A 15,578-nucleotide genomic window follows, 5' to 3' on the forward strand; every position below is an offset into this window, starting at 1 on the left:
TGCGTAGAATAGACTTGACGGTGTGGGAAACATAGCGTATATTCGACGCATTGTTTGCGGAGAATAGCCTCATGTATATTTATCAGCGACACGGTTGGCCCCATTTCCAATGGGACCAGGAAGCCCTGATCACCCTGCTGGCCAGCGTGCGGCACAAACAGGGCAGGCTCATCGGCCAGATGATGGGCTTAGGCTTTTCCCTGCGTTCCGAGGCCATGTTACAAACCATGACCCTGGAAGTCCTCAAATCAAATGAGATCGAAGGCGAATTCCTCAATCCCGATCAGGTCCGCTCGTCCATTGCTCGTCGGTTGGGTATCGATACGTTTAGCCTGATAGCGGCCGACCGAAACGTGGAGGGTGTTGTCGATATGCTCATCGATGCCACCCAACAGTTTGAGCAGCCATTGACCAAAGAGCGCCTGTGCAATTGGCATGCGGCTTTGTTTCCGACCGGTCGCAGCGGCATGCATAAAATTACGGTGGCCGATTGGCGTACGGGCGAGGCAGGCCCGATGCAGGTGGTCTCAGGCCCAATTGGGCGTGAAACGGTGCATTTCCAGGCCCCCGATGCCAGCCGGTTAGACCCCGAGATGCAAACCTTCTTTGACTGGTTCAACCACGAACAGGGTCTTGATCCGGTTATCAAAGCCGCCATCGCTCATTTATGGTTTGTGACCATCCACCCCTTCGATGATGGCAATGGGCGCATTGGGCGCACCATTGCCGATCTGCAACTGGCCAGGGCCGATGGCAGCGCCCAACGGTTTTACAGCATGTCAGCCCAAATCCGCAAAGAGCGCAACGCGTATTATCAGATATTGGAAAAAACACAGAAAGGCGATCTGGACATTACGGCCTGGCTGGACTGGTTTTTAAGTTGCCTCGACCGCGCCCTGGGAGCCACCCAGGCGTTGCTGGGTGGCGTTTTACAAAAAGCGCATTATTGGGAATGGTTTGCCACCAAGTCCCTTAGTGATCGGGGAACCCGAATGCTGAATAAGTTGCTGGACGGATTTGAGGGCAAGTTAACCACCTCGAAATGGGCAAAGATGGCCAAGTGTTCGCACGACACGGCGCTACGGGATATTCAGCAGTTGATCGAACAAGGGGTTTTGGTCAAAGAGGAATCCGGGGGTCGCAGCACCAGTTACCATTTAGCGAAACTTCCAGCTGACAGGTGCTCGTGAGTAGAAGCCGAGTGCTTCAAACCACTCGGCTTTCTGATGTCTAATCCGGCTTGGGTTTATTTCGGCGAACCGTTAAAGCATTGTCTTGACCCAAGGTATTCAGCAGCAGGTTAAGGCCTTCTTTATCCCCATGCTCCCAGGCAATACCCACTTTGATCCATTGCTGCTTATCTGAGCCTTCCCTGGCTTTCAGGTAATAAACGGTATGGGTCGGGGCTTTGGATTGGGGGTTTGTTTGCATAGTCATTATCCGATCTCCTTTTCGGGTTGGTTGATGATGAAGCGTCCCTCGTTCGAGCGACGGTGAAAGCGCCCCGGAAGAAAAAAATCGATGCGTAGCCAACCAGCGTAGCATCTATTTTTTTCTGAAGTCGTTAGAGCCTAGTTGAGGAAGTCAACTAGGCGGGATAAGCATCCGCACCGACGATTGAACGAAGCTGCCATCATTTATCAACGGACAAACGAAAGGAGCTTCTGGTGACGGTAGGCAAGCCAAATCGTTCAGTCCCTGGGCTCAACATGGTGAAGTCCTATCAAGTGGGTTGTAAGCGATGGAGATACTCAACTGCTTTTTGCGCGTAGGATGCGGTCTGGAAGATAAGGCGTTTGTCATCTTTCAGGACTTGCAGCCAGGACTGGATATAAGCCGCGTGATGTTCTTCCGGTTGCGGTTCAAAGCCCAGATCAGCGGCCAGAAAACAGGCTCCCAGTTCGGCGACCAATTCTTCCTTACTATAGCCTTCATCCCCATAGCGTTTTTTGCCAAAGTCACGGTTCAAGCGATGTGGCGGTTTGGTCCAATGGCAAACCTCATGGGCTAAAACAGCGTAATAGCGCATAGCCGTTTCAAAGCTTTCGAACGGGGGCATCTGGATGCGGTCGGTACTCTGCGTGTAACACGCTTGGGAGCCAGTATAAATGTCGGCTTTCGTTTGAGCAAAGAACTGTTCGAGTTTCTGATCACGCGCCTGTTGATGGATAGTAACGGGTTCGGGTGTTTGATAAAAACCGTCTGACAAGCCTTCGATCTGCGAGGCATTAAAGACGGTATAGCTTTTAAGAAAGGAAATCTGGCTGGATTTGAGGTCACCATTGGCGTCTTCCTCTTCTTTGGTGAATTTATCGGCATAGACAATTTGAGTGCCCTTCTCGCCTTTGCGAACAGAGGCTTTCATCTCGGTCGCCTGCTTAAAGGTCATCCAATAGGGCGAGGTAAAGTCTCGTTCGCTGGCAGCATTCCAGAGAATGAGTGTATTGATCCCGCTGTATGGAATAGCATTCCAGCGTAAGGGGCGCATCACCTGACCCGTCATATATTCGGAATGCCAGGGCTTGCGCCAGGACAGATTTCCCTGTTCCAGATCGGTCAGGATTTTGGCCGTGACACGGGCGTACATATCCGGCTGAGAACGTGTCGTTGGATTTGATGCGGTGGGCTGCTTGTTCGGATGGGCGTTTTTGGTAATCGATTTGGTCATGTGTCATACTCCAGAGGTTCGAGGTTATGGGGATAAGAAACCCGGCGGCTTAGCGAGCGAACCGGCGAACGTCGCGCGGCCAGAATTTTGGTGGGCGGGGAAGGCCGCAGGCCTGGGGAATCCTCCGCATCGGCGGACCGCCTGGGGGAAAATTGTGGTTGGAGAGTAAGTGGCGTCGGGTACAGCCCCAACAATAACCTCGGGTCTCTGGGGCATGGCTCTCAATCGATAAGCCTATCTATCCGGCATACAGCCCTCATCCGCAAAGGAATACTAACTACGAGGCGTGACGAGCAGGTGATCGAGCATGGTAATATCGAGCCACTTGCCGCACTCGGACAGTTATCGCGTCAAGGCCAAATCCTGCGGACTAGGCTGAAGGTTCCCGGAGGGATGCGCTAAAATGATACCGCAGGTATTGGCTTTGAGCGCCGTCACAAAGATCACCTTTGGATCGACGGTACAAGCGGTCATACCACCCGTGGCGATGTCGGAAATCGCCAGGCAGTTATTCTCCCCGTCAAGCAGCAGGATTTTAAATTGTTCCAGCAATACCAGTTTGTTTTCATCCCAGGACTGGCGGAGTATTTCGTGAGCTGTTAGTGAACGGGTAATTTGAATTCGGTCCGGATAGGGGGGTTATTGCGGTACATGCTTTCCACTTCACTGACGTTGACTAAGGACTGGCGATTGAGCTGTTCCATGATCCCTCCTTTACAAAGTCAGATTGAGTTGATGCCGGTGCCACGCACTGACATCTTTGTGCAACGCGTAGAGTTTGTTCATCCGCTGGTGGCTTAAACCGGCCTGCGTTTTGACGAAGTCGGCTATCGTGGTGGTAGCCGTATCGCCAGCTCTATCATTATCCATCCAGCTGTAGAGGGTTCGATACCCGTACTGGTGAATATACGGAACGATCTGTTTTAGACAGGACATTGCGTTTAAGACAATCGTATCGCCTTTGAATCGCTGACCGTTTAACTGGCTGATGGCCGATAGATAATCCATGACGTTTTTGAACAGGTGAATGGCATTCGGTTTAGGGATCGTCCCTCGGATAAACGAAATCGCTGGTTCGCCAAGGTGCCGTTCCAGATAGGCCGTTTTTAAGGCGAACCCACCGTCTATCGTTTGAAATCCAAGCGCTATAAAATCCTTGCCCGTCTGCCGGTTGCGGACATGGATTTCCTTGAGGTAGTGTCGGGCTAAAGCCAGCGAAATACCCTGCCGTTCCAGGTAGTGAATAAGGCCCGCATACTGGATTGGCTTTTTGTGTCGCAGTTCCAGGGTTGACCAGTTATCAATCAGGCCATCCGTATTGGTGAGGTCCGGTAACTGATCCGGGATTGAGATCATCATCGTTTCGAGCCAGCGCAAGGCATCGGCCTGGGTGCCCTCCTCCCGCCTGGATTTGAGATAGGAACCCACAAAATCCACGACTGTCCTGTCCTGATGATGGGCATCCGACCAGCGGTTGGTTAACGTGTTGACCCATAAGAGGGATTGTCGCCTGCGATCCAGCGGGGATGGGTAGCGGACGATATGCGCATCGGCTCCCAGAGGCCTAAGATGAAGCTTGCCTAGAATTTCGGAAATAGGTATCGTATTGGCATGTTCTTTGTCCATTGCGCTCACCATTGAAACGGATGTGATCGGGAACTAGGGAAGGGAAAGTTTTTGCCGAACTTTCTCTTCCCGCTTTTTAATCCGACAGTCGTTGATCCAGAAACTGATCTAAATCCGCTAGTCGGTAGTGCACCAGTTTGCCAATTTTGACCGGATTGAGTTGGCGACGTTTCGTACAATCCCAAACCGCTAATGTGCCCATCGAAACGCCCAGATAATCAGCGGCTTCTTTTCGGTTGAGCAGGCAAGTGTTTTTGTGGGGCATTTGGTACAGCTCCTGGTTGCAGTTGAAAAACTGTAAGTCGGATCTATCCGTAGACATTTCCGTTACGGGACATTACCTAAATACTTTTGGTGGAGTCTGTCAATTCAATTGCCGTTTCATTAAAGAATGAGCAACACGCATCGCTGAACATTGTGCCTGATTGACGGGCAAAGCTTATTGGTTGCCATTTTTTTGTGCGATCATGATGCCGCCCGCTCACCGATCAGTCTTTGATTACAGATCGATTACCAGCTTTAATGAACCAATTTTTTCACCCGTCTTCTCAAACTGTGCTGGTATGCAAGTAGGTATCAGCGGCTTGCTGAAGACCAACTACGAAACCGCTTTAGAGATGTCACATCCAGGGTCACAAGCCATTGATTGGATTGGCGATAGATCCTGCATTGTTTCATTAACCTGACAAATCATACAGCCGTAGGGGGCTTTTATGCCTATTTCTCAAACCAATCCTGAAAACCAGGCCTATCAGGGTGTCGTGGATCACCTAATGGGGCTTTATCGGGGGAAAATCTCGCAACGGAAAGCCCATGAAGCCGCCCGCAATCTGATTGGTTTTTGTCAATTATTGCTTGAAATCAAAAGCCAGAACTCATAGAATCAACCAATGAGCCGGAAGATAGTCGTTCTGAGTCAGCGTCCAACGACAGCTACCAAAGCTGTCATCCTGACACGGGTATCCTCAAAGGAACAAGAGGAAGGCTATTCCATCGAAGCTCAGAAACACCGGCTGCAACTCTATTGTGAACGACGCAGCCTTACCGTATTGAAAATTTTTGAACTGGTGGAATCCTCGACCCAGGGTGATCGAAAACAGTTCATGGCGATGCTCAAATTTGTTAAAAGCCATCGCGAACCGATTGCCATTGTCGCCGACAAGGTGGATCGCGTTCAGCGGTCGTTTAAAGAATATCCGATGCTGGATGCCCTTATTCAAGCGGGAAAAATTGAGTTGCATTTCAATTCCGAAAATTATATCATTCATAAAAACTCCGTTAGCCAGGAACGTCTCATGTGGTCCATGGGTGTGATCATGGCGCAATCCTATGTCGATAGTCTGCGTGACAATGTCAAACGCTCTATCGACCATAAAATTCGCCAGGGTGAATGGATAGCCCTGGCACCTATCGGTTATTTAAATGTGAAAGATAATCGGGGTCGTGGCGATGTCGTTGTTGACCCTGATCGGGCTTTACTGATTCGTAGGATATTTGAAACCTATGCAACGGGCGCGAGTACTCTGGAAGAAATTCGTCTGCAAGCCATCGCGTGGAGTCTTAAAAATCGGGTTGGTAAAAAAGGTAATCTAACCCGATCACAGATTCATCAGATTATTACCAATCCCTTCTACTATGGCCGAATGATGATTAAAGGCAAGCTTTATGACCATCGGTATCCTCCTCTGATTTCTAAAAATCTATTCGATCAATGTCAGGCTGTTTTACAGGGCTGGCACAAAAAGCCCTTTCAATGGGCGGGCAAAGAATACGTTTTTCGTGGCCTGTTAACCTGCGCGACAACGGGTCGAGTGGTTACGGCCGACACCAAGAAAAAAACCTATGTCAGCGGTGAGACAGCTCAATGGACCTATCTCCGCTGTGGCGACCCTGAAAACCCTGAAAAACTGATGTGGGTGCGTGAAGAAGAAATTTTAGAACAAGTCGAACAGATTTTGAAACGCTTGACAATTCCTGCTGAGACATTGGAAAAAGTGCTGGCTTATATTCGCGAAACCGATCAGGTGGAAAGAGTCTTTTTGCGCCGTCAGATGGGCGAATTGCAGCGCGAACACGCCATGCTTCAAAATCGGCTGGATACACTGATGGATTTATTGCTGGATGGCACAATCGATCGACATGATTTTGAGACCAAGAAATCTCGTTTGCGTGAACAGCAGGTGGCCATTGAAACGCATATCTCGGCCAATCGCGAAGGGGATGATAGTTTCAAGAACGCCTTGATTTCCTTGGTATCCCTGTCCTCACAGGCCCACGAATTATTCACCGTTTCGACCATTGAGCAAAAACGTAAGATTTTAAATTTCGTGTTTGCGAACCTATCGCTAAATGGTCGAAGTCTTTGTTATTGCTTTAGAAAACCCTTCGATCTTTTCGTCAATTGCACTAATTTAGAAGATTGGCGATCCTTAGTTGACAGCCTGCGAACTGATCCAGAGATAAGAGTGTCAATCGACGACATCCCCGTTAAATTTTGCTTCACTAATCTTGTTTCAAACTAAAATAGAATTTTTCTTCTATTTTAAGTGAGCACATGAAAATGAACGATTTCCCATATGGAGTCCAGTTCACTTTCACCAATTCTTGCCTTTCATTCAACCTAACAATAACTTGTCCCAATTTGTACCTCAAGGTTAAATGGCTGCTTTAATAACTCCGGGAGAGATAGTACAAAAAGAAAACCCTGCCCGACTTGGTTCGAACAGGGTGATATATAGTTATTTTCCCTGTTTCAACAGTTCGGCAGCTTTTGCCAAATTGGATTCAAGAAACGTAATACCAAAATTTATACAGGCGGCGGCCTTGTAATAGACACTGATCGGGTAGCTCGCTTTAAAGGTTGTATCCTGCTCAACGTGGCCCCGCAGGTACCGGATTTCAGGCAAAAAGATAGGCTCCATCTCCGGTGGTACGCCAAATCCCAGATCGCACAGGCCATAGGCAATGTTCTCATCGTCGGGGTCAATCTCGATAATGAGCTAGATAGCACTTGCATCTGGCGTGAAGAGCTTCACCACCGGATAAGGATCTTTTTCGCCGTTCGCCAGATCACCATTCTTCAAGAGCTGCTGATACTGTTCGGGTGTAAATAAATCCATGAGCCAATCCTCCGTAAAGGGGTTAAGGTTACGGGGGGCGGCCAACCCGGCTTCAAGCGAACAAACCGGCTGCTATTTTGGTGGGCGGGGAAAGCGGAACGCTGGCGAAAATAGTAGTTGGTGGCGGGAGCGGGCCGGGTAAGAAACCGGATAAACCTTAATGCCTGTAACGGCAGGATTGACGCCTGACAAAACCACCCACCTGGCAGTCTGTCGCAGGAAGGACGTTATTAAAAGCCTACTAGGTTTGTTGCGGTTGGGTGCTAGAAGAGCCTTAAATCTGTTTAATCGGGATTTAGATCTAGGGCGCTTTTTTTGCCAATAGCCTATTTCCATGCCGGATGTCGCATCGCCTTTTTCTCCTCAAGTGCTTGAATTCATTCGTATTTGAAACGGATCATTCTGCTAAGTGCCCCCAAGTATGCCCCCAGTTACGGTTAATTCCCGTATACCCTATAGTATCATTTGATTATTCTTTAAGCAATGAAAACTTGTGAGCTATCCTAGAATGCCATCAATCATTTAGATCGATGAACGGAAGTGTAGTTTATAAGTTGGCGGCATACGAAATAGACAAGCAATTGATCATTTGAATGAAAAGGAAGCGACACGTCCTATAATTACCCTTCTCTGTACAAAATGGAGACACGGTGAGGATTGATACACGATTTGGCAATGCGACCCCATATGATAATATTCAATATCTTTTAAGGTAAAATAAGAATATACTTACTAAAAGTCTATAAAATTTATATTAACATACTATAAGTTAATAATTTTATCTCATTGGGTATTTTAACCTCAAAAACAAGCCGTTTAATAAAGTTTATTAATATATTTTTAATTTTTATTAAAAGAATTTTGCCTTTGGAGACATAATATATAATATTACTCACCAGTTATCTACTACCATTTTTAATTTTATGCTCAAAACTATACTTCTATCCGCCTGCTGTCTGCTATTTTCCTATTCCTCTTACGCGAAAATCTGGCGAGTCAATAACAACAATGGTATTACGGCTAATTTTACCACGTTACAGGCGGCTCATGACGGAGCTGCTTCAGGAGATACCCTGCATCTGGAAGGTTCGCCAAATAGCTATGGCAACTTAACTGCCAACAAAAAGCTCGTAATTATTGGTCCTGGATTTTTTTTGGATTTGAATCCGAACCTGCAAGTCTTTTCGCAGACGGCTAAAGTTGATAACATTCGATTTAATGAAGGTGCTGAAGGCTCCGTAGTAATGGGATTGGAGATGAGCGACCGTGAATTAGCTATATTTTGTAATGATATAGCTGTTAGAAGAAATAGGTTTTCATATACTTACCAAACGACACTAGATTATTATACAGGGAGTATAAATTTGTATTATAAATCCAGTAACAGTTCTATTCCTGTAAGCAGTATTGTTATATCACAAAATTATGGTTGTCGAATTGATATAAATTATGCTTCGACGGCAATTCTCATTACAAATAATTATATAGGATATAGTGGATCTTCTTCTGATGCAACGACCGGCACCGCTTTAGAGATGCATGAAAATGCAGTCGCAATTATACAAAATAACATTTTCAGGCGAGGTAAAATTGTTGCGTATAATAGCTCCGTTACCAATAACATCCTGTATGCAGGCACTTTTGAAGGGGCTCGCAATTTAGTTTCTAATAATATAGGATATGGTACGCAGTTCGGCACTAGTAATGGCAATAAATCCAATGTTGTCATGAGTACCGTGTTTGACGCGACAGGAACTAGCGATGCGTACTGGAAATTAAAATCAGGTTCTCCTGCCATTGGCGCTGGATATGGCAGTACCACTCAAAATCCGGTGGATTGCGGCATCTTTGGTGGCAATACTCCCTATGTACTTTCTGGGATTCCCCCTGTTCCAGCTATTTACGCTTTCACCAATCAACCTGTCGGCAGTACAAACGATCCGATTGATGTTACGATCAAGGTCAGATCTAATAATTAACAAGGTATTCTTCTATCAGCCTGTAGTCCACCAAACAGAATACTGCTGTTATGAAATTGCTACTGACATATCTGGTCGGCCTACTAGGCTTGGTCGTATCTTTTGATATACAAGCTCAAAAAGTAGCCAAAATTGAATACTTTGTCGATACCGATCCAGGCTTTGGCAAAGCAACGAATGTCCCCATAACAGCCAGTCAGGATGTAACAGCTGATTTTTCAATCAATATAAATAGCTTATCGGCTGGTTTTCATACTATTTATGTTCGCTCTCTGGTAAGCCCTTATCAGGTTCAGGAGAACGGAAAAGCAGTAACTAAAGGAGGCTGGTCGCTGACCAGTACACGCACTTTTTACAAGGAAAGTTTTGCGCTCGACAATCCAGCACTACCAGCCATTACTAAAGGCGAGTATTTTGTCGATACTGATCCAGGCTTTGGCAAAGGAGCAACTATTCCCATCACACCCGGAACCGATCTGAACAATACCGCCTTCGCCTTTGATTTAACCGCAATGACGGGTGGGTTTCATCAATTAAATGTTCGCTTTAAAGATATAAATGGCCGTTGGTCATTAACGCAAACACGGACGTTTTATAAAGAGGTGCTGGCAGTAGCTAATACGCCACTTTCGCCCCTTACCAAAGGAGAATATTTTATCGATGCTGATCCCGGTTTTGGTTTAGGCAAGGCAATTTCAATTACCAGCGGCACCGATCTGAATACTATTTCATTTGTCTTTGATGTAAGCACTTTAAGTAAGGGCTTTCACCAGCTTTACAGCCGCTTCAAAGATGCCAACGGGCGGTGGAGCTTAACCAATAGCCGAACATTTTATAAGGAAACGATAACGACAGCCACGACCTCATTGCCTAAGCTTGTTAAAGGGGAGTATTTTGTGGACGTCGACCCTGGTTTTGGCAATGGCAAAGCTATTGCGTTTTCACCAGCCACAAGTTTGGATAATTTATCGTTCACTGCCGATCTCACATCCTTGACGGATGGATTTCACCAGCTTCATGTCAGACTAAAGGACGAGAATGGGAATTGGAGCTTAACGAGCAATCGGTCATTTTATAAGCAACCAGTTGCTACACTCGAACCAATAGCTACTGTCACGCAGGTCGAATATTTTATTGATACTGATCCGGGCTTTGGCAAAGGAAAACAGATTTCGATTACGCCCGGCACAACCATCAACAATATTATTTTCGAGATCGACTCACAAAATCTCCCTCTGGGTGATCATAGGATTTATGTCAGGGCCAAAAATAAAAACGGGCATTGGAGCCTGACCAATAATAATACTTTCAGGCTTGAACCCCCTTCGGGTGTTTTTGTAACTATAGGTGCTATTGAACAGAGCCTATGTGTTGGTAGTAAAGTTAATATCTCGTTTACTGTAAACAGCCCGTTTTCTGAAGGGAATGTTTTTACGGCTCAGTTATCAGATGCTGATGGCAATTTTGCGTCACCCCGATCCATAGGTACGTTAACCGGCACCAACTCCGGTGTTATCCTTACCACGATCCCTTATGTGACTGAGGGAACAAATTATCGCGTGCGCATCTCAGCCAGTAATCCAGCTCGAGTCAGCACCGCCAATAATACGCCTTTGACTATTCATCGCGTGCCAGCCGTGTTTTCCATCGTGGGGGATACCGTTTCCTGTTTCGGAGCGAAAGCCTATAGTCTGCAAAATTTCGAATCTGGCAACAACAACTATATATGGACACTTTCCGGTGGAGGAAATTTGCAGGTAAATGGCACTGCGGCAACGATTAACTGGACGACAGCTGGAAATTATAAACTAAAGGTAAAATATACGGGCGTCTGCGCAGGCGCGGATTCCGTAAAAACCTTACTTGTCAATGTGATTAACCAGCCGCTAACCGGCACGTTTCAAAACCTTCTGCCACAGGATAACGAAACTGATCAACTCATACCGGTTGCCTTTACCTGGTCTCCCATCCCCAAAGCGGTTACCTATGACCTTTACATCTGGCCTGAATCATCTGCAAAACCCAGTACCCCTACTGCTGCGAACATCACGGCCATTAACTATACCGTTTCGAATACCACTCTTATTCAATATGATCAGACGTACAAATGGCAAATTGTTGCCAAACGCGCCTGCTATGAGTTAGCTGGCCCCATTCGGACATTCCGAACGCGCCGTTTACCGGATTTGATCGTTGAAAGCATTTCTACCCCTGTCACAGCTATTTCGGAGGCTGATGTTACTGCCAACTGGGTCGTAAAAAATCAGGGTGAAGGCGCAACAAATGGTTCATGGAACGATCAGATCTATTTGTGCGACAATCCGGTTTTCAGTGCGAGTACGGAAAAATTTTACATGGGAAGTGTGAACAACTTCAGTTCGCTACCCGCAGGCCAGTCTTACCGATCTGCAAATTATACGTTCAAAGTTCCTCAAGGCATTCAAGGTAACTACTACATTATCGTTACAACGAACCCATCTCAATCCTTAAGAGAGACAGTACTAACCAACAACGAACGAGCTAGCAGTGTCGTCAAAATTTCCTTAGCCCCTCCACCTGACCTTCAGGTGACGGCCCTTACCGTCTCTCCGTTGAATGCGTTCTCTGAAGGAGAAGTAACCGTTGCGTATACCATTTCCAATAAGGGCACAGGACCTACGACAGCAACGAGTTGGAGTGATCAGATTTCCATTGGAACGTCTGAATTGGTCAACCCGACTACAGATAAAGTGCTTGGAACATACAGTCGGCAAGGTGCGCTGGCAGCTAATGGTACGTATCAGGCCAGTCAAAAAGTTAAACTTCCAGCACGAATTGGAGGCCTCTATTACATGCATGTTGTTACTGATCGGTATAATCAGGTTTTTGAATACAACCGGGAAGACAATAATAGCCTGAACAGTCTGGCAATGACCATTACCCAAAGACCGACTCCCAATCTGGTGGTTAGTAATGTGGGGGTGTCATCAACAAGTGTATCCAACGGTCAAACTGTAACGGCTAACTGGACAACAGCTAATGAAGGGGCGGTTGCGGCAGTTCCGCAGTGGAGCGAAGGGATTTATTTATCAGCCGATCAGACGTTGAATACGTCCCAGGACCGTCTGATTGGTAGCTTTGTCCGCCGTGACAGTTTACTCTCGTTGAGTAGTAACCGGACACAACAAAGCATCCAGATACCTAATACTGTTCAGGAGGGAGACTATTATCTATTCGTTGTTACCGATTTATACAACCAGATCTATGAAAATCCGGATGAGAACGACAATGCTTCAATGGCGATCAGCAAGATCAGTGTTATCAATCCCGATCTGAGACCACTTACACTCACAGCTCCGGCAACCGCATCGTCGGAAGAAACCATAACGATTCAGTGGAAAGTTAAAAATGATAGTCCGGTAGCCATGTACAATGCCACCTGGACAGACCGTATTTATTTGTCGTCGAATCAAACTCTTGATGCTGCCGACATTCTGTTGACGGGAAGTCAAGTGAGTCAGTATCTGACACCAGCAGGCGAATACACCAAAAGTGCTTCGGTTTCAGTACCGGCTCAGATTTCCGGGAATTATTTTCTGATTCTGGTTAGTGACGCCGACAAAACAGTTCTCGAACGAATAGAAACCAATAACTTACTAACGGCTTCAATTCAGATTAGCCTCGCCCCCTGGCCGGATCTTGAGGCATCTTCTCTGGTTACACCAGCCAGAGATACCGTTGGCACTACGCTTGCGATTCAATACACGGTAAAAAACAGTGGAACGGGGGCAATCCTTAACAAAAGCTGGTCAGACGGTATTTATTTATCGCCCACACCAACCCTGAATGAAGCGACACAGATTAACCTTGGCAACGCTTTCCAGAGTCGAAGCCTAGCCTCTGGTCAATCCTATACGCAGCCAACGTCCTTTCTGATTCCTGGAAATCTAATTCCTGGTTCCTATTATGTCATTGTAAAAGCCGACGTTGGAAACACTATTTTCGAAAACAATGCCGAAGCCAATAACCTTAGGGCGTCTACCAGCACCACAACCTTTATCGCTTTACCACAAACTGACTTATCTGCCGTTACCGGGCAGATTTTAAGTAGTACGATCATAGCTGGTCAGCCTGTCAGCCTGCGATGGACCGTTAAAAATAACAGTACACAGTCAACGGTAATACCCTCCTGGACAGATGGTGTATACGTTAGTACGAATCCTGTTTTTGATGCCAACGATCAGTTAATTGCGAGCACGTCTATTAACGCTCCGTTAGGGCCTGGGAGTTCGTACACCAGGAGTCTAACGGTTACTATTCCTCAGGAAGTAGAGGGAACGGTGTTCTTTATTGTGAATGTAGATCGGTTTAATCAGCACAATGATCCCAACAGAAGCAATAATACGCTGGCCATGACGCTCGATAAAGGAGGTACAAGTATTCCTATTGTTACCCCCCCGCCCGCAGATTTGGTCCCGACGTTGGTTTCCGTACCCACTCAGGGTGTCGCATCACAACCGATCACGGTCCGAGCTAAAGTCAAAAATAACGGTACGGGCCCTACTCCTGCCAGTACGTGGGTTGATCAGTTTTATTTATCGACCGATACACAGATCGGCAACGATATTTATTTGGGAAATCACACCCACAACGGAGTTCTTTCGGCCGGAGCTGACTATACGGATACGCTTCAACTCATGCTGCCGCCGAACGTTTCGGGGAATTACTACCTACTTCACCAGACAGATGCAACCAATGCTGTCTTTGAACGAGGCAATGAAGGAAACAACGTTGCCATAGCCAGCCTTTTTATTTCTCCCCAACAACCGTGCGATCTTGTTGTAAAAGAAATTACAGTTCCCCAAACACCCCAATATGCTGGAGAAAGTATGTCCATTAGCTGGGTACTCGCCAATATTGGTGCCAATGCGACTAGAGGTTTCCGGCGCGATGCTGTGTATATATCGCCAGACACAACATTAGATGCAACCGATATAGTACTAGGCACGCTGGAAGGAACTCTTAATTTGCCAACTCAGGCAACAGCCATCCAGACACTTGAAAAACCACTCGCTAATCTGTCTATCGGCGAGTACTATGTCATCATAAAAACGGACATTCTAAACAACATTGTCGAACAAAATGAAGGGAACAACCAAAGTGTATCGGCCTATAAGTTTGTTGTGACGGTTCGAGAACTCCCGATTAACATACGAACTTCTGCTACGCTGAAAAAAGAGAATCCGCTATACTATCGTATTGAAGTCCCTGCGAGTTTAACGGGAGAAACATTGTCTATCACCTTAAAGGGCGATTCTACCAACAACGCCGTCAATCGCTTCTTTATAAGAAAAGGATTGGTACCAACAGCGAATCAGTATGATTACGTGGGGAATCTGCCTTTTCTGGCTAATCAGGAGATCGTTATTCCAGCTTTGCAAACAGGGACCTATTACCTGATGGTGATGGGCGGGTATTCATCAGCGCAGGCGCAGCCAATCAATCTACTGGCAAAGGTTATTCCGTTCGGCATCAAAAGCGTTAACGCTACGCAAGGAGGCAATACTGGCCTGGCCACGTTAAAAATAACGGGTGCCCGGTTTGAATCGCGTACTGTTTTTCGACTGAAAAAAACAGGTGCTGCCACGATTCAATCCTATCGCGTTCAATACGTCAATCAAACAACCGCTTTTGTTACGTTTGATCTGCTGAACAAGGCATTAGGGGCCTACGATGTAGAAGCCGTCAATCCGAGCGGTGCTACCACTTTGCTTCCGCAAAGTTTTACAATTCGTCAGGGAACTGGAAGCGTGTTTACCTCTGGCAATACAGGTGATCCCGGAAGCTCAGGGTTTGTCTGCCAGATTACCAATGTCGGTTTTGAAGATCAGTTCGAGACCGATATTCTAACTCCGGCCAATGCACGGCTCTCCGTCATTACATCCTTCGTTGTCAGCTACCAGAATAATGGAACGGTCGATATTCCCGTACCAACAAAATACTTGCTATCGCTCAACGAAAACAATCCGGTTGCGTTTTCAATTGCCCAGTTGAAGGATAACAAAAGTGACCTGGTCCTCGAATGTAAGGAAGATGGTGGCCCACCCGGCATTTTACGTCCCGGAGCCAGTGGATTCTTTAAAATCTATACAGTCTCTACTAACCGGACGATTCCATCTATCGATATTGTGCTTACCGATTGATTGT

The 15,578-nt window shown here is 46.6% G+C and carries 12 protein-coding genes and 1 pseudogene; 7 read left to right on the forward strand and 6 right to left on the reverse strand.

All coding sequences use genetic code 11. From position 1 onward, the window contains the following. The first annotated feature begins 71 nt into the window (after positions 1-71). Entirely contained in the window at positions 72-1,190 is a 1,119-nt protein-coding gene (locus GO755_RS20450) for a Fic family protein (protein ID WP_157587141.1), read from the forward strand. Between the two features lie 40 nt (positions 1,191-1,230). On the opposite strand, the gene GO755_RS20455 is transcribed toward GO755_RS20450, so the two are convergent. Next, positions 1,231-1,545 carry a hypothetical protein gene (locus GO755_RS20455; protein ID WP_157587142.1) on the reverse strand — a complete coding sequence of 105 codons (315 nt, stop codon included), beginning with the start codon at positions 1,543-1,545 and terminating at the stop codon, positions 1,231-1,233. A gap of 178 nt (positions 1,546-1,723) precedes the next feature. Continuing rightward, positions 1,724-2,668 (reverse strand): ArdC family protein, encoded by a 945-nt coding sequence (locus GO755_RS20460; RefSeq protein ID WP_157587143.1) that lies wholly within the window; start codon positions 2,666-2,668, stop codon positions 1,724-1,726. On the opposite strand from GO755_RS20460, the gene GO755_RS20465 reads away from it, so the two are divergent. Then, positions 2,667-2,837, forward strand: coding sequence for a hypothetical protein (locus GO755_RS20465; protein ID WP_157587144.1), 171 nt, complete (start codon positions 2,667-2,669; stop codon positions 2,835-2,837). The two genes, GO755_RS20460 and GO755_RS20465, sit on opposite strands and share 2 nt — an antisense overlap. A gap of 173 nt (positions 2,838-3,010) precedes the next feature. Here GO755_RS20465 and GO755_RS41480 read toward each other — a convergent pair whose 3' ends face one another. From GO755_RS41480 to GO755_RS20480, 3 genes are all read right to left on the reverse strand, one after another. Beyond that, on the reverse strand, positions 3,011-3,220 hold the full coding sequence (locus GO755_RS41480; RefSeq protein WP_262887020.1) for a JAB domain-containing protein: 210 nt from the start codon (positions 3,218-3,220) through the stop codon (positions 3,011-3,013). 162 nt (positions 3,221-3,382) lie between these two features. After that, positions 3,383-4,294 (reverse strand): toprim domain-containing protein, encoded by a 912-nt coding sequence (locus tag GO755_RS20475; RefSeq protein ID WP_198174878.1) that lies wholly within the window; start codon positions 4,292-4,294, stop codon positions 3,383-3,385. Positions 4,295-4,370: 76 nt separating this feature from the next. Continuing rightward, on the reverse strand, positions 4,371-4,616 hold the full coding sequence (locus GO755_RS20480; protein ID WP_227687017.1) for a helix-turn-helix domain-containing protein: 246 nt from the start codon (positions 4,614-4,616) through the stop codon (positions 4,371-4,373). A 391-nt stretch (positions 4,617-5,007) separates the two neighbouring features. Between GO755_RS20480 and GO755_RS20485 the strand changes: the two genes are divergently transcribed. Further along, positions 5,008-5,175, forward strand: coding sequence for a hypothetical protein (locus tag GO755_RS20485; RefSeq protein ID WP_157587146.1), 168 nt, complete (start codon positions 5,008-5,010; stop codon positions 5,173-5,175). Positions 5,176-5,184: 9 nt separating this feature from the next. Then, positions 5,185-6,816, forward strand: coding sequence for a recombinase family protein (locus GO755_RS20490; protein ID WP_157587147.1), 1,632 nt, complete (start codon positions 5,185-5,187; stop codon positions 6,814-6,816). Positions 6,817-7,032: 216 nt separating this feature from the next. On the opposite strand, the pseudogene GO755_RS41485 reads toward GO755_RS20490, so the two are convergent. Continuing rightward, a pseudogene (locus GO755_RS41485) lies at positions 7,033-7,413 on the reverse strand (DUF2958 domain-containing protein). On the opposite strand from GO755_RS41485, the gene GO755_RS20500 reads away from it, so the two are divergent. The 3 genes from GO755_RS20500 (at position 7,412) to GO755_RS20510 (ending at position 15,574) form a co-directional block, all read left to right on the forward strand. Further along, positions 7,412-7,555, forward strand: coding sequence for a hypothetical protein (locus tag GO755_RS20500; protein WP_157587148.1), 144 nt, complete (start codon positions 7,412-7,414; stop codon positions 7,553-7,555). The pseudogene GO755_RS41485 and the gene GO755_RS20500 overlap by 2 nt on opposite strands. A 781-nt stretch (positions 7,556-8,336) precedes the next feature. Then, positions 8,337-9,392 (forward strand): hypothetical protein, encoded by a 1,056-nt coding sequence (locus GO755_RS20505; protein WP_157587149.1) that lies wholly within the window; start codon positions 8,337-8,339, stop codon positions 9,390-9,392. Between the two features lie 50 nt (positions 9,393-9,442). Beyond that, a complete protein-coding gene (locus GO755_RS20510) occupies positions 9,443-15,574 on the forward strand; it encodes a CARDB domain-containing protein (RefSeq protein ID WP_157587150.1) in 6,132 nt (2,043 codons plus the stop codon). Positions 15,575-15,578 lie beyond the last annotated feature (4 nt).

Source organism: Spirosoma arboris (genome assembly GCF_009754945.1).
GTDB lineage: Bacteria > Bacteroidota > Bacteroidia > Cytophagales > Spirosomataceae > Spirosoma > Spirosoma arboris.

Coding starts and splice junctions, on each gene's coding strand:
- GO755_RS20465 (WP_157587144.1), top strand. CDS start 2,667: ATGTGTCATACTCCAGAGGTTCGAGGTTATGGGGATAAGAAACCCGGC.
- GO755_RS20510 (WP_157587150.1), top strand. CDS start 9,443: ATGAAATTGCTACTGACATATCTGGTCGGCCTACTAGGCTTGGTCGTA.
- GO755_RS20450 (WP_157587141.1), top strand. CDS start 72: ATGTATATTTATCAGCGACACGGTTGGCCCCATTTCCAATGGGACCAG.
- GO755_RS20500 (WP_157587148.1), top strand. CDS start 7,412: ATGAGCCAATCCTCCGTAAAGGGGTTAAGGTTACGGGGGGCGGCCAAC.
- GO755_RS20460 (WP_157587143.1), bottom strand. CDS start 2,668: ATGACCAAATCGATTACCAAAAACGCCCATCCGAACAAGCAGCCCACC.
- GO755_RS20455 (WP_157587142.1), bottom strand. CDS start 1,545: ATGCTACGCTGGTTGGCTACGCATCGATTTTTTTCTTCCGGGGCGCTT.
- GO755_RS20475 (WP_198174878.1), bottom strand. CDS start 4,294: ATGGACAAAGAACATGCCAATACGATACCTATTTCCGAAATTCTAGGC.
- GO755_RS20490 (WP_157587147.1), top strand. CDS start 5,185: ATGAGCCGGAAGATAGTCGTTCTGAGTCAGCGTCCAACGACAGCTACC.
- GO755_RS20485 (WP_157587146.1), top strand. CDS start 5,008: ATGCCTATTTCTCAAACCAATCCTGAAAACCAGGCCTATCAGGGTGTC.
- GO755_RS20505 (WP_157587149.1), top strand. CDS start 8,337: ATGCTCAAAACTATACTTCTATCCGCCTGCTGTCTGCTATTTTCCTAT.
- GO755_RS20480 (WP_227687017.1), bottom strand. CDS start 4,616: ATGTCTACGGATAGATCCGACTTACAGTTTTTCAACTGCAACCAGGAG.